The organism is Comamonas kerstersii (assembly GCF_002056725.1).
Lineage (GTDB): Bacteria > Pseudomonadota > Gammaproteobacteria > Burkholderiales > Burkholderiaceae_C > Comamonas > Comamonas kerstersii.
Map to the genome: position 1 here is coordinate 2461691 of NZ_CP020121.1, position 24583 is coordinate 2486273.

Here is a 24583-nt window from a genome sequence, read left to right on the forward strand (position 1 = left end):
GGCATTTTTCATGACTGATGAACTGCATATTGCCAGCGTGGTCGTACATGTCCTGCCTGAGGCGCTGGCAAGCGTAGAACAGGCATTCACCCAGTATCCAGAGATGCAGGTGCATGGCAGCCATCCAGATGGCAAGCTGGTCGTAACCCTGGAAGGCGCAAGTGCCAACCACATCATGGACCAGATCTCAGAAATTCGGCAAATCGCAGGAGTGCTTAACGTCTCCTTGGTTTACCAACACACAGAACCCCGTCAATCATTCAACGAGGGCATTACCCATGACTAGCACACGACGCGATTTTGTTCGCCAATCTGCCGCAGCGGCCGCCGGTGCCGTAGCCGGCATCCCAATCCACGCCATTTCACAGCAGCAGGTCGCAGGGGCAGGCAATGCACCCATGAAGTGGTCCAAGGCACCATGCCGTTTCTGCGGTACGGGCTGCGGGGTGATGGTGGCGGTGAAGGAAAACCGGGTGGTTGCAACCCAAGGTGACCCTCAGGCGGAAGTGAACCGTGGTCTGAACTGTGTCAAGGGCTACTTCCTGTCCAAGATCATGTATGGCGAGGACCGCCTGACCAAGCCTTTGCTGCGGATGAAAGACGGCAAGTACGACAAGAATGGCGAGTTCCAGCATGTGTCCTGGGATACCGCGTTTGACGTCATGGCCGAGCAGTTCAAGAAAGCACTCAAGGTCAGGGGACCATCGGGCGTGGGCATGTTTGGCTCAGGTCAGTGGACCGTGTGGGAAGGCTATGCCGCTTCCAAGCTGTTCAGGGCAGGTTTCCGTTCCAACAACATTGATCCCAATGCTCGCCACTGCATGGCTTCGGCTGTGATGGGCTTCATGCGTACCTTTGGCATGGACGAGCCCATGGGCTGCTATGACGACATTGAGGCCACAGACACCTTCGTGCTGTGGGGCTCGAACATGGCGGAAATGCACCCTGTGCTGTGGACCCGCGTGACGGATCGTCGTCTGAGCGCGCCCAACGTCAAGGTGGCCGTGCTCTCGACCTTTGAACATCGCTCGTACGAGCTGGCAGATATTGAGCTGACCTTCAAGCCTCAGACGGATCTGGCCATCCTGAACTACATCGCGAACCACATCATCACCACAGGGCGCGTGAATAAGGACTTCGTGTCCAAGCACGTCAACTTCAAGATGGGCAATACCGACATCGGTTATGGCCTGCGCCCAGAGCATCCGCTGCAGCAGGCAGCCAAGAATGCAGACAACCCCGGTGGTGCCAAGGAAATGACGTTTGAGGAGTACGCCAAGTTCGTCTCCACCTACACCCTGGACTACACCGCCGAGCTGACGGGTGTACCTGCCAACCGCCTGCTGGAGCTGGCAGAGCTGTATGCAGACCCCAACCGTAAGGTGGTCTCGTTCTGGACCATGGGTTTCAACCAGCACACCCGTGGTGTCTGGGCGAACAACTTGGTCTACAACATCCATCTGCTGACTGGCAAGATTTCTACACCCGGCAACAGCCCCTTCTCGCTGACCGGCCAGCCTTCGGCATGCGGTACAGCCCGTGAAGTAGGGACTTTCTCGCACCGTCTGCCTGCAGACATGCTGGTGGCCAATCCAGAACACCGCAAGATTGCAGAAAAAATCTGGAAACTGCCTGAAGGCACTATCCCTGCCAAGCCTGGCTACCACGCGGTTCTGCAAAACCGCATGCTCAAGGATGGCAAGCTCAATGCCTACTGGGTGCAGGTGACCAACAACATCCAGGCCAGTGCGAATCTCGCGCAAGAGGGCTATCCAGGCTACCGTAACCCAGAGAACTTCATTGTGGTCTCGGATGCCTATCCCACAGTGACTGCTGTGTCTGCTGACCTGATCCTGCCTACCGCAATGTGGGTGGAAAAAGAAGGGGCTTACGGCAATGCCGAACGTCGTACGCACTTCTGGCACCAGCTGGTTGAGGCCCCCGGCGAAGCGCGCTCTGACCTGTGGCAGATCATGGAGTTCTCCAAACGCTTCAAGATTGAAGAAGTCTGGCCTGAGGAGCTGCTGGTCAAGGCACCACACCTGCGCGGCAAGACCATGTATGAAGTGCTGTTCCGCAATGGTCAGGTTGACAAGTTCCCTGTCAGCGACATTGAAGCTGGCTACAAGAATCACGAAGCCGAGGCCTTTGGTTTCTACCCTCAGAAGGGCCTGTTCGAAGAATATGCGGCATTTGGTCGCGGTCATGGTCACGATCTGGCTCCGTTCGACACCTACCACCAGGTGCGAGGCTTGCGCTGGCCCGTGGTCGATGGCAAGGAAACCAAATGGCGCTACCGCGAGGGTGCGGATCCCTATGTCAAACCTGGCAAGGAGTTTGAGTTCTACGGCCACAAGGATGGGAAAGCCATCATCTTTGGACTGCCTTATGAACCACCAGCAGAAGCGCCCGATGCGGAATTCCCGTTCTGGCTCTCGACGGGCCGTGTGCTGGAGCATTGGCACTCAGGTTCCATGACACGCCGTGTGCCTGAACTGCACCGTGCTGTACCCAATGCACTGTGCTACATGCACCCTGAGGATGCCAAGGCGCTTGGCCTGCGCCGGGGCAGCGAAGTGGAGATCGCCTCGCGCCGTGGAGCCATTCGTTCACGGGTCGAAACCCGTGGCCGTAACAAGCCACCACGCGGTCTGGTCTATGTGCCATGGTTTGATGCCAGCCAGCTGATCAACAAGGTCACACTGGATGCGACCGATCCCATCTCGCTGCAGACCGACTTCAAGAAGTGTGCAGTGAAGCTGACCAAGGTCTAACAAGAAGCAGAGGAACCCCCTATGACATTCATACGCAAACTGGGAATGGCGCTGATGCTGTGCATCTGTGCATCCTCTGCCGCAGTGGCAGCTGAACCTCTGTACGACAAGGCCCGTGGTGAAACGCCAGTGATGGAAACGACCAAGCCTCCGGTGCTGGGTAATGCCATCAACGACGACGTACGCCGCACCCGCAACTACGCACAGCAGCCGCCGGTGATTCCGCACCGTATTGACGGCTATCAGGTCGACAAGAACTTCAACAAGTGTCTGGACTGCCACTCACGCACCAAGGCCGAGACTTACCAGGCAGTGCCTGTGTCTGTGACTCACTACCATGACCGCGACGGCAATACGCTGGAGCAGATTTCGACCCGTCGTTACTTCTGCGTCCAGTGCCATGTCCCGCAGGACAACGTCAGCCCTCTTGTGAACAACACCTTTCAGGACGTTGACAGCCTGGTGCTGAAAGCACTGCAAAACTCTGCCAAGAATGGCAAGAACGACTGATTGGGGGCTGAATATGATCCAACTGCTCAAGCGCTACTGGCAGGTGATACGACGGCCCAGTGTGCATTTCAGCCTGGGGTTTCTGACCATTGGCGGCTTTATTGCAGGCATTCTGTTCTGGGGTGCCTTCAATACCGCCATGGAAGTGACCAACTCCGAGAAGTTCTGCACGGGCTGTCATGAAATGCGCGACAACGTGTTCGCTGAACTGCAGTCCACCATCCACTACACCAATCGATCAGGTGTGCGAGCCATCTGTTCGGACTGTCACGTGCCTCACAACTGGACGGACAAAATGGCGCGCAAGATGCAAGCCTCCAAGGAAGTCTGGGGCAAGATCTTCGGCACTGTTGATACGCCCGAGAAGTTCGCAGCCAAGCGACTGGAGCTGGCACAGCATGAGTGGGCCCGTCTGAAAGCCAATGATTCGCTGGAGTGCCGCAACTGCCACAACTACGAATCCATGGATTTCACGCGGCAGAGCCAGCGTGCGCAGAACATGCACTCGACTTACCTTGCCAACAAGGAAAAGACCTGTATCGACTGCCACAAGGGCATTGCGCACAAGCTGCCGCATATTCCTCCCGGAGAAGGTCCTAGCGACACGCCCGGCCAGACTGTGCCCACACCCGTTGCTGCGGCCAAGCCCTGAGCCTATGGTGATGGTGTCTCCTGCATCCCAAAGCCTGCATGTCGCCGGCTTTGGGTGTGTTCGCAATGGCCGTGTGCTGCTGCGTCATATCAACTTCGAGCTGGCCTCAGGCCAGCTTTTGCTGCTTCAGGGTGGGAATGGCACGGGTAAAAGCACCCTGTTGCGTAGCATGGCTGGCCTTATGCACTGGCGTGCTGGCACGCTGAGGTGGTGCGGGCAGGTCATGTCTGCACGCAACCCGCTCTTTCAGCAGCAACTGGCTTATCTGGGCCATCAGTGCGCCATGCATGATGCCTTGAGCGGCGCAGAAAATCTGCGCTATGCCCTGCAGCTGCAGGGCATAGCCTGGCAGGCAGAACGTGCTCATCAGGTGCTGCAGCAATTGCAGGTGCTGCATGTGGCGCAGCGCCCTTTGGGACGTCTGTCGCAGGGCCAGCGCCGCCGCATGGCACTGGCGCGTGTGCTGCTCAGTGATCGCCCTCTATGGTTGCTGGATGAACCTGATAACGCACTGGACGTTGATGGCAGCGCGCTGCTGGCGCAGATCCTGGCAGCGCATGCGCAGGCTGGTGGCATGGCCGTGGTGGTGAGTCACCGTGGCATTGCCACACCGGATGTGCCCTGCCAGATTCTGAATTTGAATCCCCCATCTTCTGCGCTGCAGCGAGAGGAGGGCGCATGCTCGGTGCTGTGATTGCCAGGGAAATGCGCCTTGCTGTGCGGCGACCTGCAGATGCATTGGGCAGTCTGGCTTTCTTCATCATGGTGGGCAGTCTGTTTCCGCTTGCGCTTGGACCGGACAGTGCCTTGCTGCGACAGATTGCACCGGGTGTGGTCTGGGTGGCAGCGCTGCTGGCAGTTCTGCTGGGGCAGCATCGTTTGTTTGAGACGGATTTTTCCGATGGAACCCTTGAACAATGGGCGCTGGCTGCTACACCTTTGCCAGTGCTTGTTGGTCTGAAAGTGTGTGCTCAATGGCTGGTGAGTGCGGTGCCACTGCTGCTGGCAACGCCATTGCTTGGCTGGCAGTACGGGCTGGATGGTGATGTGATTGTGGTGCTGCTGCTGTCGCTGGCATTGGGTACGCCCAGCCTGTGTCTGCTGGCGGCGCTGGGTGCTGCACTGACGCTGGGCCTGCGAGGCCAGTTGCTGCTGACGCTGGTGGTTCTGCCTCTGTGCGTGCCGGTGTTGATTTTTGGCAGCCATGCTGTCACTCAGGCTGTCCACGGGCTGCCTGCTGCCCCTTCCCTGAATTTGCTGGGCGCCTGTCTGTGTCTGGCTGTGCTGGCCTTGCCGTGGGCTATTGCGGCTGCACTGCGCCTAGCTTTGGAGTGAGATGAGATCCATGCCGGTTCATTCTGATTCGACGCCTGCCCCCGCAGTGGTGCAGACAGGCTTTCGCTGGCGCCAGCTGGCATCGATCCCGGTATTTGATCACTGGGCTGGGCAGGTCTGGCCCTGGCTGGCCGGGCTTGCCATCGTGCTGGCAGCGACGGGGCTGTATGTCGGTTTTTTTGTCGCACCGACTGATCACCAGCAAGGTGAGGTCTATCGCATCATTTTTCTGCATGTGCCTGCGGCCTGGATGTCCATGTTCATCTATGTAGCAGCCGCTATACATGCAGGATTGGGGCTGATCTACCGCACGCGCATTTCGCCGCTGCTGGCGCGTGCCCTGGCACCGACGGGCGCCATGTTTACGGTGATTGCGCTGTGGACCGGCGCAGCCTGGGGCAAGCCAACATGGGGTGCGTGGTGGGTGTGGGATGCGCGACTGACGTCAGAGTTGATTCTGCTGTTCCTGTACCTGGGCTACATCGGTGTGTCATCGGCGATTGAAGACACGACACGGGCAGACAATGCTGGCGCCATCGTGCTGCTGGCCGGTGTGGTCAATGTGCCCATCATCTATTTTTCGGTGCAGTGGTGGAGCACCCTGCATCAGGGCGCGACCATTCGCCTGGACGCAGCGCCCAGCATGGCCCATACCATGCTGCTGGGCATGCTGCTGATGGCGCTGGCCTGCTGGGCCTATACCCTGGCTGTGTGTCTGGTGCGCACACGTTGCCTGATTCGAGAACGCGCCGCACAGGAGCAACTGTGATGCACAACCATGCTTTTTATATGACCCTGGCCTATGGCCTGAGTGCTGTGCTGCTGCTGGCTGAAGTGGCGGTGCTCTGCTTGCGATGGCGCAAGGCACGTGCAGTGAACCAAGAGAGAGATAGCCTATGAAACCCCGCCAGAAACGCATGCTGTGGGTGCTGGCTGGTGTGGCGCTGGTGGGGCTGGCTGTGACGCTGGTGCTGCGAGCACTAGATGCCAATGTGATGTTTTTCTATAGCCCCAGTCAGGTGCGGGCGGGCGAAGTGCCGGAAGGGGCTGCGTTTCGCATTGGCGGTCTGGTGGAAGAGGGCTCACTGCAGCGCTCTGCCGATGGCTTGCAGGTGCAGTTTGTGGTGACCGATCAGGCGCAGCGCGTGCCTGTGCGTTACCAGGGTTTGCTGCCCGATCTGTTCAAGGAAGGCAAAGGTGTGGTGGCTTCCGGGCGATTGCAGGGCGATGGTGTGTTTGCGGCTACCGAAGTGCTGGCCAAGCACGATGAAAACTACATGCCTCCTGAAGCAGCCAAGGCCCTGGAAGATGCTGCCCAGTCCATGAAAGCCCAGCCATGATTGCAGAGCTTGGTGTTTTTGCATTGGTGCTTGCCTTGCTGGTTGCGGCAGTACAGGCCATCTTTCCATTGCTGGGGGCTCAGCTGGGCATCGCTGCCTGGGTGAGACTGGCTCGGCCAGCTGCCGTGCTGCAGTGTGCGCTGTCACTGCTATCGACTGGCGTGCTGGTCTGGTGCTTCTGGGTGGGCGATTACTCTGTGCTTTACGTGGCGGGTAATTCGCACCAGGATCTGCCTGCCATATACAAGCTCACTGCCTTCTGGGGCGGGCATGAAGGTTCCATGCTGCTGTGGCAGTTGCTGCTGGCCTGCTGGAGCGTAGCGGTGGCATGGCGCAGTCAGGCGCTGCCGGAAGCTTTTGTGGCACGTGTGCTGGCTGTGCTGGGCTGGATCAGTGTGGGACTGCTGGCTTTCTTGTTGTTTCTCTCGAACCCGTTTCTGCGTCTGGTGCCTGCAGCGCTGGAAGGGCGTGACCTGAATCCCTTGCTGCAGGACCCTGGCATGGTGTTTCACCCACCGCTGCTGTACATGGGTTATGTGGGCTTTGCCGTGCCATTCGCCTTTGCGCTGGCCGCATTGATCTCCGGGGAGCTCGGCGCTGCATGGGCGCGCTGGTCACGCTCCTGGACGCTTGCGGCCTGGGCCTTTCTGACGCTGGGTATTTTGCTGGGCAGCGCATGGGCCTATTACGTGCTGGGCTGGGGGGGCTGGTGGTTCTGGGATCCTGTGGAGAACGCTTCCTTCATGCCATGGCTGGTTGGCACGGCCTTGCTGCACTCTCTGATTGTCACGGACCAGCGCGGGGCATTTCGCAGCTGGTCGGCTTTGCTGGCCATCTGCGCGTTTTCGCTGTCGCTGCTCGGGACCTTTCTTGTGCGCTCAGGGGTGCTGACATCGGTGCATGCATTTGCGGTTGATCCCGGGCGCGGCCTGTACATCCTGTGCTTTATCGTGGCCGTGGTGGGAACGTCGCTGTGGCTCTATGCCTGGCGTGCGCCTGAACTGGGCAAGGGGGGCGGACAGTTTGCACTGCTTTCGCGCGAAACACTGCTGCTCATCAACAACGTGCTGTTCACAGCCGGAGCGCTGGCTGTGCTGATTGGTACGCTGTATCCGCTTGCGCTGGATGTGCTGCGTGACGAAAAAATCTCTGTGGGGCCTCCATACTTTGAGGCCGTGTTTCTGCCACTGGTGCTGCCTGCTGTCGCCTTGATGGGCGTGGGTACGGTGGCTCGCTGGAAACAGGGCTCGGCACATGAGCTATGGCGGCGTCTGCGAGGTGCAGTAGCTTTGACAGTGCTGGCCACGTTGCTGATCTGGCTGATGCAGGGGAGCTGGGGCTGGCGGCTGTCCATTGCAAGCTTGCTGGGCATGGCGCTTGGTGCGTGGTGTGTGCTGAGCACACTGGTGCACGCGTGGCAGCGTCTGGTGCCAGCTGTACGACAGGGCGAAGGTCTGCAGCGGTTGCTGCGCCAGCCTTGGGGCTGGTGGGGCACGCTGGTGGCACACATGGGTGTAGGCGTATTTGTGATTGCTGTCAGCGCTGCCAATGGTCTGGAAGTCAAGCGTGAAACCAGTATCAGTCAAGGCCAGAGTATGGAGGCTGGGGGGTATCGCTTCCATTTTGAAAGTCTGTCTCCGGTGACTGGCCCCAATTACGATGCCCAGCGCGCGCATTTCCGTGTGAGCCATGGCGATGCGCAGTGGGACATGTATCCCGAGAAACGTGCCTACCGCGTACAGAGCATGGGGCTGAGTCAGGCAGCCATCGACAGCACCTGGGGCCGGGATGTGTTTATCGCGCTCGGAGAGCCGCTGGACGAAGCCGGACTCAGCTGGACGCTGCGCATACAGATCAAGCCGTTGATGGAATGGATCTGGCTTGGCACATTCATGATGGCGCTGGGGGCAGCATTGAGCCTGCTGGACAAGCGTTTTCGCACCAGCCGGTCGCGTGTGCGCATCAAAACAGAAAGCAAGGTGGCGTGATGCGGTTTGTGATTCCTCTGGGAATTTTTCTGGCACTTGCGGTGATGCTGGGCATGGGGCTGCAGCGTGATCCGCGGGCGTTGGAGTCCGCTCTGCTGGACCAGCCTGTGCCGGTATTTGAGTTGCCGCAACTGCAAGCACAGGCAGGCAGTGACACATTCAGCCCACAGGCACTGCAAGGGCAGGTCTGGCTGCTCAATGTCTGGGCTTCCTGGTGTGCTCCTTGCCGTCAGGAAATGCCAGTGCTGGCTCAGATGTCTAAGCAGGACCAGGTTCCTGTCTACGGCTTGAACTACAAGGATGATGTGACCAAGGCGCTTGCGTTGTTGCGTGTGGCAGGTAATCCCTATGTGGCTTCTGGTGTGGATGCGACAGGCCGGGTGGGCATGGACTTCGGCATCCAGGCTGTGCCTGAGACCTTTGTGATTGATGCACAGGGCCGCGTGCGCTACCGCCATCTGGGGCCTGTCACCCCCGAGGTGTGGCGTGACAGCCTGATGCCTGTAGTGAGGGCTGTGCAATGAAAGTCAGCGCATGGATGTTGAGTGCTGCCTTGCTGTGCCACAGCGCTTGGGCGGCAGACACAGATCTGCAAGCGCGAGAAGCAGCGCTTGCAGCGCAATTGCGCTGCGTGGTCTGCCAGAACCAGACCGTAGCTGAGTCGCAGGCACCGATTGCCAAGGACATGCGCCGTGAAATTGCGCATCAGCTGGAGCAAGGGCACAGCGATGCCGAGATCGTGGCATTTTTCGAGCAGCGCTATGGCACCTTCGTGCGCTATACACCGCCCTGGAAACCTTCAACCTGGCTGCTGTGGTGCCTGCCTTTTCTTGTGGTGTTGGCGGGCATTGGCATGCTGGTACGCGCGCTGCGTAAGCGCTCTGCCGTGACGCGTGAAGGGCTGACGCCGGAAGAATGTGCACGGGCACAGGCATGGCTGACGCAATCTGACGAGAGCAAAGACAGGAAAGGCCACCATGGGTAGCTTGTATGTATTGTGGTTTGGGGCTTTGGCTCTGCTGCTGGTGAGTCTGGCGGTGCTGCTGCCCACTCTGCTCAAGGATGAGGCTGCTGCGCCTGTACGCAATAGTGAGGATGCGCTGCGCAGTTTGTACCGCGCTCAGCTGCAGGAGCTGGTTCGTGAGCGAGAGGCCGGCAATCTGAGTGATTCCGACTTTGCACAGGCCGAGGAGGAACTGCAACGTCGCCTGCTTGCAGAGCTGGATCAGCGTGCCCAGCCACGTGTGGGAGCGCACAAGCCCTGGTTGCCGCGCGTAAGTGCACTGGTGCTGGCAGTAGCCGTGCCTGTGTGTGCCTTTGTGCTCTATGTGCAGGTGGGAGATCCGCAGGCTGCTGCACGCCTGGTTCAGGTGGATGAGCTGGGACATGGCGCAGGGCAGGTGAATGTCGATGCCATGGTGCAGGGGCTGGCGCAGCGCTTGCAGCATGAACCGGATGATCTGCCTGGCTGGGTGATGCTGGCACGTTCCTATGAAATCATGGAGCGCTATGAAGATGCGGTGCAGGCCTATCAGCAAGCCTTACAGGCTAGTGTGGTACAGGCTGTAGCTCCCCAGGAGCAGGCCAGGTTGTGGGCAGACATGGCTGATGCTATTGGTTCTGCCAATAACGGCAGTCTGGCGGCAGCCATGGAAGCCATTGATCAGGCGTTGAAGCTCGATCCACAGCAGCCCAAGGCGCTGGCGCTGGCAGGTGCTGCTGCCGTACAGATCGAAGAATATGCACAGGCACGTGAACACTGGCAGGCATTGCTGGCGCTGCTGGAGCCAGGCTCTGACGTGGCTTTGCGTGTGCAGGATGATTTGATGCAACTGGATTTACTGCTCAACCCAAAGTGATTTATTTCATTTTCTGATAACTCCTCCGTAAAAAATGAATTTACGGAGGAGTTATATTTTGTGGATATTAAATCCACAATAAGAAAACCCGCCTCTCCGTGAAGAGAGGCGGAAAAACGTTTACAAGCATCAGATCAGGGTAACCCTCCTGACAGGGCGTGATTCTATGTGAAATAGCAGCGATTTTTCAGCCTGAAATTTTGCATAGTGAAATTTTCTAGATTCGGTATTTTCTGAAAAATATTGATACGCAGTTTTTTTGCATGCTATTTCAAAATGTAGGCATGTGTTTTGTATGGGCTGTGTTTTGAGCTGAATCTTTGCAGATTCATGGCTGTTTGTAGGTGGCCGCCAGTTGTTATTAATTTTTTCAACTCTTATACAAGAATTAACATTTTGTAATAACTTGAGGTGGGTACAACACAGGGTGTGAGCAACCCTGCACGCATGTCGGCTGTCAGCAGCTTGGCAGGTCAGCAAGCTGCAGTGCATGGAAAATACTTGGCATGCAAACTAATTCTGTGAACTCCCATCCCGGCGCGCCTGAAATTGCTCAGGCGCGCAGTCGTTTTGGGCAGCTGATTGGCAGTGTGTACCGCCAGTGGCGCAAAAAAGTGGATGAGAGTTTCAGGGACCAGGGGTTGACGGATGCATCGCGCATGCCACTGCTGGTGCTGTTTACGCAGGGTGAGGCCATGCTGCAAAAAGACTTGGCACAGGCGCTGTCGCTCGATAGCTCTTCGCTGGTACGGGTGCTGTCGCAGCTGCGTGAGGCCGAGCTGGTGCAGTGGGCATGTGACCCCGCTGACCGGCGCACCAAGCGCATTGCCTTGACGGCGCAGGGCACAGAGATTGCCGGGCAGATTCTGCGCAAGAGCCAGGAAATTGAGCGGGGCTTGCTCGAGGGGCTCAGCGCCGAGGAACTGGAAGTCACAAGGCGCACGCTGCACAAGATTGCACAGCGCTTTGACAGCCTCTGAGCCTGCAAAAAATTCATTAGAACAACGGATAACACATGAAATTCAAACCATCACCCTTTGCCTGGGTGAGCTTCGCCATGATTGTGGGCGTCATGGGCACAGCCCTGATCAGCCCGCTGTATGCACTCTACAAAGAGGCGTGGCAGCTGCAGGCCAGTGATATTTCCATGATCTATACCGTCTACATGGGCGGCGCTCTGTGCAGTCTGCTATTTCTGGGGCGCCTGCCTGACCGTGCGGGCTTCAAGACAGTGATGCAGGCAGGCCTGGTGCTGACGCTGATTGGCACCCTGATCAGCATGCTGGCCTGGAACATGAGCAGCCTCATTGTGGGGCGCTTTATTGTTGGTGTGGCATCGAGCATGATGACGACCAGTGCCACCATGGGCATGACAGCGCTTTCACGCCCCGGCCATGTGCAGCGTGTGGCCATGATGATTGGCTTTTTGATGGCCTTTGGCTTTGGTCTGGGGCCGCTGGTGGGCGGTGTGATGGGGCAGTGGGCGCCCTGGCCACTGGTGACCACCTATATCCCGACATTGATTCTGGGTGCGCTGGGGCTGGTGGTTCTGCTGCGGCTGAATCTGCCCCCTGCCGCACAAAAACAGCACAAGGACGCGCTGCGCATTCATGATGTGCTGCCCAAGCTGACCTGGCCGGAGCGCAGCGCATCGTCGGCGTTTGTCCTGGTCTGCGCACTGCCATTTCTGGCCTTTGGTGTGTTTGGTCTGTATGCGGCCATGTCCCCCTTGTTTCTGGACAAGCTGGTGCCATGGCATGGGCCAGTGGTCAGCGGCACGGCGATTGCTGTCATCCTGTTTGCATCGGCCACGGTACAAGTGCTGGCAGGCCGCATGCCTACCCAGTGGTGCGGTTTTGGTGGTTTTGTCGGTTTGGCGCTGAGCAATGCGCTGCTGATATTCAATCTGTGGGCCAGTTCGGCCGTGCTGTTTGTGCTGGGCGTGGCCTGCACAGCCGTTGGTCACGGTATGAGCATGCTCTCAGGCATGAGCATGGTCAACCGTATTGCTCGCCCTGACAATCGTTCGGGCTTGCTGTCTACCTATCTGGTGGTGGGCTATGTGGGCTGCATGCTGCCCATGATGGCCATGGGCTGGATTGCAGACCACTTTGGCATGAATGTGGCAGTGTGTGCTTTCTGTGGGCTGGTCATTGTGCTGGGGCTGGTGTGCGGGGTGCTGTTTCTGCGCCACCCACGCATGCGCGTGCAGGAGGCATAAGCCATGCAGGCCAAGGAGTTGGCAGGCGCTTCTGTGCAGGCGCCGCTGTGGGTGCTGGTGCTGGTCACGCTCAGTGGCACCATGGCCATGCACATCTTTGTGCCAGCTCTGCCCGTTGCGGGTGAAGCGCTGGGCGCAGAGCCTTCTGGCATGCAGCAGACCATCACGCTGTATGTGATTGGTCTGGCTCTGGGACAGCTGATCTACGGCCCTGTCTCGGACACCTGGGGGCGCCGTCCGGCATTGCTGGTGGGCTTGAGCCTGTATTTCAGTGCCAGTGTGCTCGCCCTGTTTGCACCCAGTCTGCAATGGCTGGTGGCTGCACGCCTGCTGCAGGCGCTGGGCGGTGCGGCAGGCATTACGCTGGGGCGCGCCATCGTGCGTGACATAGCGCCACCAGACCGTGTAACCAGAGATCTGGCGCTGCTGAACCTGCTGACACTGGTGGGGCCGGGGCTCTCTCCCATTGTGGGCGCCTATCTGGCCGATCATTTTGGCTGGCGGGCCATCTATGTGTTTCTGGTCTGCATAGGCAGCGCCATGCTGTTCTGTGCCTGGAAGCTCCTGCCAGAGACGAACCTCAACCGCCGCCCGCTGGCCATCACGCGCATTGCACTGGACTACGGCAGCCTGCTGGCCAATCCGCGCTTTGCGGCCTTCATGCTCGGCGGCGCATGTTCGAGCACGGCGCTTTATCCCTATCTGGCGACTGCGCCGTACATCGTGCATGAGCAGCTGGGGTTGCCGATTCGCTATGTGGGCTGGTTTGCCGCCAGTACCATTGTGGGGGCAGGCCTAGGTACCTTTCTCACGCGCAAGCTCGCAGGGCGCTGGCCTGCAGAGCGTTTTCTCTACATTGGCTCAGGCCTGGGCCTTGGGCTGGCCACGCTGTTTCTGTGCATCCAGGCGCTGGGCTGGCTGAGTGCGCCGCTGCTGCTGGCCCTCATGGTGGTCATGACATTTGGGGCTGGTATGGCAAGCCCTGCAGCGCTGTCACGTGCGCTGGGAGCTACAACACCAGCATTGGCAGGTACGGCAGCGGGGCTGTACGGTTTTGCGCAGATGGCGATGGGCGCCGTAGGCACCATGCTGGTGGGCTTTGGCGAGGTGCCAGCGCTGGCCTGTGCGGTCACGCAGATATGTATCACTGGGCTGGCGCTCAGCAGCTACCGCTTTGCGGCAGCGTGTCCGGTGAAGTCATAAATATAAAAATATAGCTGCTAGCGCTTGCTGCATGGGCGCTAGAGCCTGTTTTTGCTATGAATTTGATGAGCGATTGGGCAGGCGCAGCACCACGGCCGATGCCGCAAACAGCAGCGCAGCAGCAGCACCAAAGGCCAGCCAGTGGGTGTGGTAGGCCTCATAGCCCCAGCCGCCCAGCCAGGAGCTGATCATGGCCCCGACCTGATGGCCCAGGTAAGACCAGCCATAGAGCACACCCACTTTGCGCACGCCGTAGACGTCGCCCAGGATGGCGGAAGACAGCGCAATGCTGCCAGCCCAGACTACGCCGCCAATGGCCGCTACCCCATACAGCTGCCAGGCGGTACCTACGATCAGCAGGCCAACAAAGCCCAGCCCACGCACACCGTAGATGGCGCTCAGCAGCTTGCGGCGCTCCATGCGGTCTGCAATACGGCCCAGCACCATGGTGCTGGGTATGGCGACCAGGCCAATCAAGCCGATGCCAAAGGCGCTGGTGCTGGCATCAAAGCCATGGTCCTGCAGCATGGGCATGCAGTGCGTGCCCATCAGGTTCATGCTAAAGCCACAGGCAAACAGGCCGAACGTCACTTTCCAGAACGTGACAGTGCCCATGGCTTGCCGGATGCTGAGCTGGTCCATCGGTGCAACGCGGGGTGCAGCAGGGGCACCATGGTGGTCGGGCAGTGGTGCATCCGCATGGTCTGGTGCCTGATCGCGGATGATGAACAAGGCCGCAGGCACGGTGATCAAGGTGAACACGGCGGCAAAGCCGAGCAGGGTTTGCTGCCAGTTCCAGTGCTGCAGGGCCCAGCCCAGTGCAGGTGTCATGACGGCAATGCCCGCCATAGAGCCGGTGGAGAGGAAAAACAATGCCATGCCACGGCGGCGGTTGAACCAGCAGCTGATGACACCTGTCAGGGCCACAGGGCTGGTAAAGGCGGCCCCCACCGACATGAAGACGCCAAAGCTCCAGAAAATGCCCGCCGCGCTGCGGGTGTTCACGGCCCAGAGGGTGGACAGCACCAGAATGGCCGTGCCCAGCAGCAAGGTGATGCGTGTGCTGGCGCGGCTGGACAGCCAGCCTGCCAGTGGCATGGCCAGGCCATAGCAGAGCATGCCTGCTGCCACGATGCTGGCCAGCAGGCTGCGGCTAAAACCCAGGTCATGGGCCATGGGCAGAAACAATGGGCCTATGCCCAGACGCATGCCGACGGTCAGCAGCGTCAGTACGGTGGCGGCGGCAACAATGTTCCAGCCAAAGTACCAGCGCGGCAAAGCCTGGTGCGGGGTGTGGTGCATGAATCGAACTCCCTGTCAGCAGACTGTGGCTGCTTTTGGGGCGCGATGTTAGTGCATGGCGTGCATGAATCCTGTCGCCAGCTATACCTCTTGGCGACTTTTGAGCCAGGCTTGCAGCCAGCGCTCGACCATGGCTGCGTCCAGCGCAGGGGAAAAACGCTCTGCCGCCCACGTGCTGGGGCGCAGCCACGCGGCTCTGATGATGGGGGTAGCGTGGACGACGCTGGACAGCAGAGCCTGCCCTTCCTGCTGTAGCCACAGCTGTGCTGCGCACAGGATGCGGTTGAGCGGCAGCAGTCGGCGTGGCGAGCTGGCAGCCTGGGCCTGCCACTGGGACAGGGTTTGCGCTGCATGCACGCGTACTTCACGCGACAGGCGCATTGCTACCGTGCGCGCACGTTGCTGGGATTCACGGTCAAACGCCGAGGCCCAGGCAGGTTGGCTCAGGGCCAGGATGCAGGTGGCTGTGAGTACGGAGAGGGTATGGCGCATGGCTCAGGACAAAAGAGGCTGATGCAGCAAAGCTTTTGTGGGCAGTGCAGGCAAGCAGAAAGCTTACGCCTGCACCCAAGATGTAACAAGTATTTTTACAACTTATTTCAGCCTCTAGGCCTTGTAGATTCAGCGCTAGGTGCTATTAACTTTTATAAAGATCTTCCACCAAAACGCCAGTCTGGCATGGCGCGGGCAATGCTGTGCACGACCAGGGCGGTGAGTGCGCACTTGATCAGATCACCCGGGATAAAGATCAGGTTGCCCCAGAAAGCCTGGGCCAGCGACAGCTTGGCAAAAAACATCAGACCGATGATGCCGCAGGCGTACAGCACCAGAATGCCGCCCACGGCCGAAGCCACGAAGGCACTGCCTGCAGCGCGCAGCGGCGTGGACTTGGGCAGCATTCCCATGAGCAGGCCGGTGACAAAGGCTGCTGCAGCCCATCCCATGAAATAGCCGGAAGTAGGGGCAACAAAGGCGCCCAGTCCCCCTCGGCCGCCCGACAGCAGAGGCAGACCGGCAGCCACGGCCACCATGAACAGCAGCATGGCCTGCAAGCCCCGCCAGGGCCCCAGCAGGCAACCTGCCAGCATGACGCCCAGGGTCTGGATGGTGATGGGTACGCCCAGCGGCAGGTCAATCTTGGGGATGAGCCCCATTACGGCGAGCAGGGCCGCAAACAGGGCAGCCATGGCAATGGATTCGGAATGTTTGCGTGTTAGAGCTTGGTTCATGGTGTGCATTCACGGTTAAGCAGCGTCTCGGACGCTTTGGTTTTTTCATTCTATGCACGCCAAAAGTAGAAAAACTACAAGCAAATTGCTTTGAACTGCATTTAATTGCTTCTGATTTTCTGCCTCTAAATGCTGTCATCCGGCTTGAAAAATGAGGCAGAAACAGCTGGCGAATATGAAAAAAGCCTGCAGGTTACGGAAACTTGTCTCAAACCATGCGTAACGTGCGGGCATATGCATGCATATTCAGGTAACTGCTGCAGAAGGTGTGCTCAGCTGCTGGTTTTTGCGCAGCGGCTCAGCAGCTGACACGCGGCTTCCACATGCTGACGCGCCGCAGGGCTGGCGGTGAGCATGCGTGCAAAGCCATGCACCGTGCCTTCTGCGCGCTGCAGCAGCACCTGTGGCCCGTGCGGCAGTGCCTGCATCTGGTAGGCAAAGTCCTCGGCTTCGTCGCGCAGGATGTCGTGGCTGGCGGTCATGATGACCATGGGTGGCAGCAGCGGCAGTGCCACGGCGCACAGGCTGGGGGTACGCAAGGGCTCAGCTTCGCCACCCAGCGCCTGCCAGTACTGGTGCATGGCCGTGTCCGTCAGGCCATAGCCCTGTGCAAAGCTGCGCATGCTGGCGTTGTCCTGCCCGGGCAGCAGGCAGGGGTAGAACAGCAGCAGGGCCTGAATCTGTGCTTGCTGGGGGCAAGGCATCTGCACGGCGCTGACGGCGGTGGCCAGGGCCAGATGGCCACCTGCACTATCACCACCGAGCAGCACCGTTTCGCGCGCAAACGGCAGCACGCCACGCATCTGATACAGCCATTGCAGCACGGCCTGGGCATCATCCACAGCTGCGGGGAAAGGGTTCTCTGGCGTGCGGCGATAGTGCACGCTCAGCACCGTATGACCGGTGTAGTGGGCCAGGTGTTCGCACAGGTCGTCGTGGGTGTCCAGGCTGCCCACCATCCAGCCCCCGCCATGCAGCCACAGCAGGGTCTGGCCGCTGTCATGCTGGGTGGGTGCGTAGCTGCGTACGGCAATCTCTTGGCCTGCTGCTGTGATGTAGTGGTTCTGAACGGCAATGTGGGGGAGGGCCCGGGTGCGCAGCAGGCGTGCCTGCAGTTCGCTCATCAGGCGGCGGCGCTGCACATAGTTCAGCCCGGGTGTCACGGTCTCAGCATCGAGCTGGGCAAAGCGCTGCAGACAGTGAGAGAGCATGGGATCAATAGGTGGAATATTCATAATTAATAGCTGCTTGCGCAGGCGTGATGGGCCTTGGAGGCCTATTTTGATCGGAATAAAAAAAGGAGTGCCCATGGCACTCCTTGCAGGTGGTGGTGCGGCAGCCCATCAGGGTAGCAGTCGGGGCTCCTGAGGTGCAGCGTTGCCAGCCCGCAGCTGTGAGCTATGCATGCCCTGATTGCGCAACTTGAAGATGGCGACGGCCTGCAGCAGTTCATTGGCCTGGACGGACAGGCTTTGTGCGGCGGCAGAGACTTCTTCGACCAGCGCCGCATTCTTTTGGGTGGCCTGGTCCATGCTGGTGATGGCTTCTGCGACCTGGCCCACGCCATTGCTTTGCTCGGTGCTGGCGTGGCTGATTTCGCTGATCACGCGAGAGACCTTGTTGATCTCCTCAATCGCCTGCTGCATGGAGTTGCCTGCTTCTGTGGCGCGTGCGTTGCCCGAATGCACTTCGTCCAGGCTGTTCTGGATCAGGGTCTTGATCTCCTTGGCCGCTTCGGCGCTGCGACCGGCCAGTGCGCGCACTTCGCTGGCCACCACGGCAAAGCCGCGGCCATGTTCACCGGCGCGGGCAGCTTCTACCGCGGCATTCAAAGCCAGGATGTTGGTCTGGAAGGCAATGCCGTCAATCACGCCAATGATGTCGGCAATGCGCTGGCTGCTCTGATTGATGCCAGACATGGTCTCCACCAGTGCCGTCACCGTCTGACCACTGCTGTTGACCACTTGCTGGGCCTGGCGTGCCAGCGTGTCTGCCGTCGTGGCATTGTCTGCATTGTGGCGGACGGTGGAGCCCAACTCTTCCATGGCCGCAGCCGTTTCTTCCAGTGCACTGGCTGAGCTTTCCGTGCGGTTGGCCAGGTCGGCATTGCCGCGTGCAATTTCTTCGCTGGCCAGCGTGACGCCATTGGCCTTTTGCTGCACGGTGCGGATCAGACCATCGAGCGAATCGGCCGTGCGGTTGATGGCTTGCAGCAATTTGCCAATCTCGTCCTCGCTGTGCACGGGGGCACGCTGTGTCAGGTCGCCCTTGGCCAGCGCTTCGGTGACTTCCAGACCCTTGTACAGCGGCATGACCACAGTGCGGCGCAGCACCCAGTAAATGGCACCTGTCAGCGTGACAATACTCAGCAGGCCGAGCACGATGAAGATCAGCTGCAGCTGTTTGCCTGCTTCCAGAATTTCTGATTCATTCACGCTGGTGGCAATGGTCCAGTCCCACGGGGCAAAGCGCCTGAAGGTGGTCATCATGGTGCGGATGGACTGGTCCTTGTTCAGCACGTCATAAATATGCGTGCCACGATCGTGGCCCAGCATGTGCTGGATGTACTTGTGCCCCTGTGCGTCCTGGCGCTCCCACAGGTTGTCGCCTTCCACGCGGGGGTGAACCAGAATGGTGCCGCGCTGTGGGCCGCTGGTCTGCATGACAAAGTAGTAGCCGTCCTTGCCCACTTTGAGTTCACGCAGGGTTTTCTTGATGCTTTCCAGGAAGGCACTGAAGTCCATGCCAATGAAGACCGCACCAATGACCTGCTTGTTGGCATCGTGCAGCGGGCTGTAGTGCGCCATGAACTCCTTGCCGAACAGCTTGATCAGACCCAGGTATTCCTTGCCTTGGAGGAGGAGCTGGTGTGCTTCCAGTTCTTCAGGAATGGTGGCGCCTACGGCGCGGTTGCCATCTTCGAGCTCGACGGTACTGGCAATGCTTTTGAATTTGCCGTTATCCAGCACAAACACCGTGCTGGCAGCGGTCGTCAAGGTCTGGAAACGATCCAAAAGGGCGTTGTCGCCATTGGCGGAGGCACCATTGAGCAGCAGCACCTTGCGGTCGCCCACGTCCAGCGTCTGGGCGCTGCGTGCGTGTTCACTCTGGAAAACCTTGGTGATTTTCTGGGTGCGTTCCCGCAAGTCCTGATCGCTGCTGGCGAGGAACCCATAGACCATGTCCATGCTCTGCTGCATGTCCATTTCGGCGCGCTGCTGGATGGTGCTGGTCACGCGCATATTGATGACGAACATCAGCACCACCATGATGACAGCCACCGTCAGCAAGGTTGCCAGCGAAAGCTTGGCTCCTAGATTCCATTTGGTTTTTCTTAGTTTTTCGAACATTTCACGTCGAACTGGGTTTCAGTGCGGTGCAGCGTAGATATTTACATTTATTAACACAAGTAAAACTTATTGAATCGCTCTGATTTCAGGAGCATTGAATGTATGTGCTCACTGGCTTTAAATTCCAAGCTCTGTGGAAGAATTCAAAGTGAAGCATCGTGCGCAGATGGGCCTCGCCTGTTCAACGGCGATGCTTGGTCAGTACTTTCAAGCGCTATGTACCCAACGCACAGAGCGAAGCACGGCCTTGGGCAGACAGGCAAAGTGCAGGCTAGGCTTGTGCGGGCTATGCGATCAAAATTTTGATAGCTATCAGCGCTTGCTGCATAAGCGCTACAGGCCATTTTTGTTAATGGCCTGTCTGAGAAGGCAGAAAAAGATCTTGCTCAGGGCTGGGTGTCAGGTGTGCGATAGACCAGTACCTTGAGGCTGCGTTCTTCATCCACATCGGCAAACACCGCAGGGTTGGCGACGCGCTCGACAAACTCCAGCTCGGGGGCGATGTCTGCCATCTGGTCTTTGAGAAAGGCAGTGTTCAGCTCCGGCGCATTGAGGCACAGCAGCACATGGCCACCGGGGCGTAGCAGTGCGGGCAGGCGGCGCATGAGCTTGGCGTAGTCCTTGGTCGCGACAAAGCTGCCTTTCTGGTAGCTGGGCGGATCAATGATGATCAGGTGGTAGGGGCCGCTGCGTGTGATCTTGCCCCAGCTGCTGAAGATGTCGTGCGCCAGAAAGCTGGCGCCTGTCAGCCCATTGAGCTGGTGGTTCTGCTGACCGGTGGCCAGTGCTCCTTGGGCCATGTCCATGTTCAATACCTGCCTAGCACCTGCATCCAGTGCCACCACCGAGAACGCACAGGTGTAGGCAAACAGGTTGAGCACCTTGAGGCCATAGCGGTGTTCAGGGTGTGTTGCTACATGTTCACGCACCCAGCGCCGGCCTTCGGCCATGTCCAGAAAAATGCCGTGGTTCTGCCCGCGCAGCACATGGGCGCGGTATTGCAGCCCGGCTTCGGTGACGGTGTGCGGTTCCGGCACGCAGCCTGCCATCAGCCGTGTTTCCGCTTTGGCACCGGGCTGGCGCATCTGGTAGACCCAGTTCAGTGGCTGATTACCACCAATGTGTGCCCAGCGTGCCTGCAGTGCTTCGCCCACTGCAGCCAGTGCAGCTTCTTCCAGCGGCTGAAAGCTGGTCAGCACCAGCACGGGAGGGAAGGCATCGAGCACCAGATGCTCGCAGCCCGGGTAGCGGCCTCCGCGTCCGTGGAAGATGCGGCTGGCATCCGTGGGCATTTCAAACTGGGCAATGGCGTCGAGCAGTGCTTGCATGGGGATCACGAGAGACTGGAAAGGCCGTGAGTATGCGCTACTGCACGGCCAGATGATGGGGGCGTGGTGGCTTAGAGCGTGTCGGCCATAGGCTTCCAGCTCTGGCCATCCGCTTCAAACATGGGGATATGGCCTACCGTCTTGACGCGTTGCTCCCAGCCGGCTTCCAGTTCGTTGACCACGGCACGCCAGGCATGGCCTTCGCTGAGCACGTTCACCATGCCCACCACATTGGCGCCCGCACGCTGCAGCAGGCGGATGGCAGAGACGGCGCTCACACCGGTGTTGATCACATCATCGACCAGCACCACGCGCTTGCCCTTGATGCGCTCGACAAGCGCGGGGTCCAGATAGACCTGTTTGCCCTTGGTGCTGGTGGAGGAGGTGGTGGATTCGCTGAGCGCCTCGTCATACCAGAACTTGCGCGAGTGACCCAGCGCTACATAGTGGGGGTGGCCCAGGCCGCGTGCGACCAGGCGGGCGTAGTCCAGGCCCATGGTGGGCACAGCTGCGATCACATCTGGGGCAAATTCCTGGGCTGCCTGTGCCATCAGGGGAGCGAGGGCATCCTCAACAGCGAAGTCACACTGGTTGGTCATCAGCAGGGCAATGGCCTTGTCGCCCGTGGGCAGTACGCGCAGGGGCAGTTCCAGGTGGCTGCCATCGCTCAGGCGTACGGCGTAGCGGTCAGCAGGTGTTTCAAACGCTTGTCCAGCGGGGTAGTGGCGCGCCTCGTAGGCTGCAAGAGTCGTCATGGCGAATGTCTCCAAAAGCAAAGTCCAGCATGTAAAAAGCCTGAAAGGCAGGTGAGTTCCTTTCAGGCTTGCGGATGCAAGGGGATGGCCGGGATTAACCCAGTGTGCCGATCACGCCCTTGACCAGGAAGTTCATCTTCAGCTTGTCAGCATCAGGCATGTCGCCAGCCTGTGTCTGCTGCTTGCCCGACTGGTCCAGCAGCGGGCCATTGAATACGGGGCGCTTGCCAGAGATGATGTCCTGGCGGCGCTGCTCTACCGCAGCACGCACGTGCTCGGGCAGGTTCTTGCTGAAGCGGTCGTAGTGGATGGCGCCGTCCTTCAGACCCAGCCATACATTGCCGGGCTTCCAGGTGCCTGCCATCTTGTCGGCCACGACCTTGTTGTAGTGCACGCTCCAGTCCAGGCGGGCTGCAGCCATCTGCGCATCGCCACCCCACTGTGCCATGTCGGTATCCCAGCCAAAGCCCACCTTGCCTGCTTCCTTGGCCACTTGCAAAGGAGCGGGGGAGTCGGTGTTCTGCATCAGCACGTCCACGCCCTGGTTCAGCAGGGTCTTGGCTGCTTCTGCTTCCTTGGGGGGATCGTAGAATGTGTTGACCCACAGGATGCGTGTTTCAATCTTGGGGTTCACTTCCTGAGCGCACAGCGTGAAAGCATTGATGTTGCGCACGATTTCAGGAATTGGCACAGGAGCGACCACGCCGATGGTGTTGGTCTTGGACAGGTGACCTGCGATGGTGCCGTTCAGGCACGCACCTTCATAGGTGCGGATGTCATAAATGCCCATGTTCTTGGTCATCTTGTAGCCGGTGGCGTGTTCAAAGGCCACATCGGGGAAGTCACGCGCAGCGCGCTCCATGCCGTTCATGAAGCCGAAGGCACCACCAAAGATCACCTTGGCACCCTGGGCGGCCAGGTCACGGGTCACACGTTCGGCATCGTTTTCCGCCACGTTTTCCACGAAGATGGTTTCCACCTTGTCGCCAAACTTCTTCTGCACTTCCTGGCGAGCCAGTTCGTGGGCGTGGGACCAGCCAGCGCCGTCTGCGGGGCCGATGTAGAAAAAGCCTACCTTCATGGGGTCTGCAGCGTGGGCAGCAACGAAGGTGGCCGCACAGCCCAGAGCAATGGCGGTGCGGCGAAGAAGTGTGCTAGTGGGGCGCATAAGAGTTCGCGGAAAAGTAAGACGTGAACAAACCCGCCACGCTCGCAAGAGCCATGCCGGGTGCAAGCAAACTTTGCTTACGCAATATTTTCCGCAATCTGCGTGCTGATATTCGGGTAAACCCTGAATTTTTTATGTGCGCAGCAATCGCCATTGGCGTGTGTGTTTACTTCGCAAAAGCGCTAGACAGGTGCCATTGGATGTGTGGCAGCGCTTTTATGGTGGCGGACTGCATGCGTGAATGCGCCAGCCCCCATCAGGCGATCAGTGCTTAGCGCCGCTCCAGCACCATTTCATTGCCCTGGCGTGTCATGTGCAGCTGCGAGAGAAAGCTGTTGCCCAGCAAGATATGTGGCATGGGCTGTGGGCTGACAACGGCGTGTATGCCGTGCAGTGTGATGTCTCCTACACGCACGGAATCGAGCTTGATGCGCCAGCCCTGTGCATTGCCATTGGCAGTTCGTAAGGTGACACGCTCGCCCTGGCTGTAGTCAAGACGCAGACGCTGTGCATCGGTGATGCCAATGCCAATCACGCTGGCACCTGTGTCCACCATGTAGTGCATGGCTTTGTTATTGATAAAGCCATTGCCGCGAAAGTGGCCGTGGTTATCAGCGCGCAGCACCACTTTGCGCTGACCGGCCGGTGCGAGTTGCCCGATGCTGATGGGCGATGCCCCCATGCGGACGGTCTGGCGCTGGCCCTGGTATTCAATCGTGGCTTGCTCGCCATGCACTGCGATCAGGCGTACGCCCTGATGACTCTGGTCAGGCCCCAGCGCCTTGGGGGCACCGCCGTTGATGACCAGCAGCGCCTTGCTGCCCATGACTCCTGTCATGGCCACAGACTGTGCATGCACGGCAGCTGTGCCGAAAAAGGCTGTGAACCAGAGCACCAGCGTGCTGCGCAGAATGGGGAAAGTCATGGCGAAAAAAAAGTAGACGGGGTGAGCAAAGCACCCAGTCTACCTATGCAGCACTGTGCACGACAAGGCTGGCCATACCGGCGCAGCCAGTGTCATGCAGCGATGGTCAGTCGCGGAAGTTGTTGAATGACAGGGGGTGATCAGGCAGTTCCTTGCGGATCAGGGCCATGGCTGCCTGCAGGTCATCGCGCTTGGCACCTGTGACGCGCACGGCATCACCCTGGATGGCGGCCTGCACCTTCATCTTGCTGTCCTTGATGAGCTTCTGGATTTTCTTGGCCAGGTCAGACTCAATGCCGTTCTTGATCTTCACTGCCTGCTTGAGCTTGTCACCGCCAATCTTCTGGGGTGTCTGCACATCCATGAAGCGAACGTCCACGCTGCGCTTGGTCAGCTTGTTGCGCAGAATGTCTTCCACCTGCTGCAGCTGGAATTCGGCATCGCCGAACATGGTGATTTCCTTGTCCTTGAGTTCGATGGCGGCCGATGTGCCCTTGAAGTCAAAGCGGGTGCCAATTTCCTTGGCAGCGTTCTCAACGGCGTTTTTTACTTCTACGAAATCGGCTTCAAGTACGGTGTCAAAAGATGGCATAGAAAGTCTTTCTCAAAAGAATGGTCGAGTAGGGCAGTTGCATGCGGCTGCA

Annotated in this window: 26 protein-coding genes; 16 read left to right on the forward strand and 10 right to left on the reverse strand. The window is 59.1% G+C overall.

The genetic code is table 11. From position 1 onward, the window contains the following. Positions 1–10: 10 nt before the first annotated feature. The 15 genes from B5M06_RS11490 to B5M06_RS11560 all read left to right on the forward strand — a co-directional run bounded on the left by B5M06_RS11490 (position 11) and on the right by B5M06_RS11560 (position 13882). Complete coding sequence (locus B5M06_RS11490) at positions 11–286, forward strand: chaperone NapD (RefSeq protein ID WP_240183912.1); 276 nt, start codon at positions 11–13, stop codon at positions 284–286. Continuing rightward, a complete protein-coding gene (gene napA / locus B5M06_RS11495) occupies positions 279–2774 on the forward strand; it encodes a periplasmic nitrate reductase subunit alpha (protein ID WP_054066896.1) in 2496 nt (831 codons plus the stop codon). Before B5M06_RS11490 ends, napA begins: the two co-directional genes overlap by 8 nt. A gap of 21 nt (positions 2775–2795) precedes the next feature. Continuing rightward, a complete protein-coding gene (locus B5M06_RS11500) occupies positions 2796–3284 on the forward strand; it encodes a nitrate reductase cytochrome c-type subunit (protein WP_054066897.1) in 489 nt (162 codons plus the stop codon). A gap of 13 nt (positions 3285–3297) precedes the next feature. Continuing rightward, positions 3298–3936 (forward strand): cytochrome c3 family protein, encoded by a 639-nt coding sequence (locus tag B5M06_RS11505; protein ID WP_054066898.1) that lies wholly within the window; start codon positions 3298–3300, stop codon positions 3934–3936. A gap of 10 nt (positions 3937–3946) precedes the next feature. Then, complete coding sequence (gene ccmA, locus B5M06_RS11510; RefSeq protein ID WP_077344909.1) at positions 3947–4630, forward strand: heme ABC exporter ATP-binding protein CcmA; 684 nt, start codon at positions 3947–3949, stop codon at positions 4628–4630. Continuing rightward, positions 4615–5271 carry a heme exporter protein CcmB gene (ccmB, locus tag B5M06_RS11515; RefSeq protein ID WP_054066899.1) on the forward strand — a complete coding sequence of 219 codons (657 nt, stop codon included), beginning with the start codon at positions 4615–4617 and terminating at the stop codon, positions 5269–5271. The genes ccmA and ccmB overlap by 16 nt, the downstream gene beginning before the upstream one ends. 10 nt (positions 5272–5281) lie before the next feature. Continuing rightward, a complete protein-coding gene (gene ccmC / locus B5M06_RS11520) occupies positions 5282–6040 on the forward strand; it encodes a heme ABC transporter permease CcmC (protein WP_205245373.1) in 759 nt (252 codons plus the stop codon). Between the two features lie 127 nt (positions 6041–6167). Next, entirely contained in the window at positions 6168–6611 is a 444-nt protein-coding gene (gene ccmE, locus B5M06_RS11525) for a cytochrome c maturation protein CcmE (protein ID WP_054066900.1), read from the forward strand. Beyond that, the gene (locus B5M06_RS11530) at positions 6608–8599 is read left to right on the forward strand and encodes a heme lyase CcmF/NrfE family subunit (protein ID WP_054066901.1); all 1992 of its coding nucleotides are present in this window, start codon (positions 6608–6610) and stop codon (positions 8597–8599) included. The genes ccmE and B5M06_RS11530 overlap by 4 nt, the downstream gene beginning before the upstream one ends. Then, positions 8599–9123, forward strand: a complete 525-nt coding sequence (locus tag B5M06_RS11535; RefSeq protein WP_054066902.1) for a DsbE family thiol:disulfide interchange protein — start codon at positions 8599–8601, stop codon at positions 9121–9123. Before B5M06_RS11530 ends, B5M06_RS11535 begins: the two co-directional genes overlap by 1 nt. Next, positions 9120–9584 carry a cytochrome c-type biogenesis protein gene (locus tag B5M06_RS11540; protein WP_054066903.1) on the forward strand — a complete coding sequence of 155 codons (465 nt, stop codon included), beginning with the start codon at positions 9120–9122 and terminating at the stop codon, positions 9582–9584. Before B5M06_RS11535 ends, B5M06_RS11540 begins: the two co-directional genes overlap by 4 nt. Then, the gene (gene ccmI / locus B5M06_RS11545; protein WP_077344881.1) at positions 9577–10458 is read left to right on the forward strand and encodes a c-type cytochrome biogenesis protein CcmI; all 882 of its coding nucleotides are present in this window, start codon (positions 9577–9579) and stop codon (positions 10456–10458) included. Before B5M06_RS11540 ends, ccmI begins: the two co-directional genes overlap by 8 nt. Before the next feature lie 506 nt (positions 10459–10964). After that, positions 10965–11438, forward strand: a complete 474-nt coding sequence (locus B5M06_RS11550; protein WP_054066905.1) for a MarR family winged helix-turn-helix transcriptional regulator — start codon at positions 10965–10967, stop codon at positions 11436–11438. A 35-nt stretch (positions 11439–11473) separates the two neighbouring features. Then, positions 11474–12679: an MFS transporter gene (locus B5M06_RS11555; RefSeq protein ID WP_240183913.1), complete on the forward strand. Its 1206-nt coding sequence runs from the start codon at positions 11474–11476 to the stop codon at positions 12677–12679. 3 nt (positions 12680–12682) lie between these two features. Continuing rightward, a complete protein-coding gene (locus B5M06_RS11560) occupies positions 12683–13882 on the forward strand; it encodes a multidrug effflux MFS transporter (RefSeq protein WP_054066906.1) in 1200 nt (399 codons plus the stop codon). 54 nt (positions 13883–13936) lie between these two features. Here B5M06_RS11560 and B5M06_RS11565 read toward each other — a convergent pair whose 3' ends face one another. The 8 genes from B5M06_RS11565 to B5M06_RS11600 all read right to left on the reverse strand — a co-directional run bounded on the left by B5M06_RS11565 (position 13937) and on the right by B5M06_RS11600 (position 23014). Further along, on the reverse strand, positions 13937–15184 hold the full coding sequence (locus B5M06_RS11565) for an MFS transporter (protein WP_054066907.1): 1248 nt from the start codon (positions 15182–15184) through the stop codon (positions 13937–13939). An 81-nt stretch (positions 15185–15265) separates the two neighbouring features. Then, positions 15266–15676 (reverse strand): hypothetical protein, encoded by a 411-nt coding sequence (locus tag B5M06_RS11570; RefSeq protein ID WP_054066908.1) that lies wholly within the window; start codon positions 15674–15676, stop codon positions 15266–15268. 152 nt (positions 15677–15828) lie between these two features. After that, entirely contained in the window at positions 15829–16413 is a 585-nt protein-coding gene (locus B5M06_RS11575; RefSeq protein ID WP_054066954.1) for a biotin transporter BioY, read from the reverse strand. Between the two features lie 272 nt (positions 16414–16685). Next, positions 16686–17648, reverse strand: coding sequence for an alpha/beta hydrolase (locus B5M06_RS11580; RefSeq protein WP_054066909.1), 963 nt, complete (start codon positions 17646–17648; stop codon positions 16686–16688). A 108-nt stretch (positions 17649–17756) separates the two neighbouring features. Continuing rightward, entirely contained in the window at positions 17757–19694 is a 1938-nt protein-coding gene (locus tag B5M06_RS11585) for a methyl-accepting chemotaxis protein (RefSeq protein WP_240184059.1), read from the reverse strand. A gap of 455 nt (positions 19695–20149) precedes the next feature. Further along, positions 20150–21091, reverse strand: a complete 942-nt coding sequence (locus B5M06_RS11590) for a class I SAM-dependent methyltransferase (protein WP_054066910.1) — start codon at positions 21089–21091, stop codon at positions 20150–20152. A 71-nt stretch (positions 21092–21162) separates the two neighbouring features. Next, positions 21163–21846: a phosphoribosyltransferase gene (locus B5M06_RS11595; protein WP_077344886.1), complete on the reverse strand. Its 684-nt coding sequence runs from the start codon at positions 21844–21846 to the stop codon at positions 21163–21165. Between the two features lie 94 nt (positions 21847–21940). After that, positions 21941–23014: a BMP family ABC transporter substrate-binding protein gene (locus B5M06_RS11600; protein WP_054066911.1), complete on the reverse strand. Its 1074-nt coding sequence runs from the start codon at positions 23012–23014 to the stop codon at positions 21941–21943. 23 nt (positions 23015–23037) lie between these two features. Here B5M06_RS11600 and B5M06_RS17035 point away from each other — a divergent pair, with 23 nt between their 5' ends. After that, on the forward strand, positions 23038–23289 hold the full coding sequence (locus tag B5M06_RS17035; RefSeq protein ID WP_130932679.1) for a hypothetical protein: 252 nt from the start codon (positions 23038–23040) through the stop codon (positions 23287–23289). Here the strand turns inward: B5M06_RS17035 and B5M06_RS11605 are convergent. After that, entirely contained in the window at positions 23286–23939 is a 654-nt protein-coding gene (locus tag B5M06_RS11605; RefSeq protein WP_054066912.1) for a retropepsin-like aspartic protease family protein, read from the reverse strand. The two genes, B5M06_RS17035 and B5M06_RS11605, sit on opposite strands and share 4 nt — an antisense overlap. Positions 23940–24045: 106 nt before the next feature. Then, the gene (locus B5M06_RS11610) at positions 24046–24531 is read right to left on the reverse strand and encodes a YajQ family cyclic di-GMP-binding protein (protein WP_054066913.1); all 486 of its coding nucleotides are present in this window, start codon (positions 24529–24531) and stop codon (positions 24046–24048) included. Positions 24532–24583: the final 52 nt, after the last annotated feature.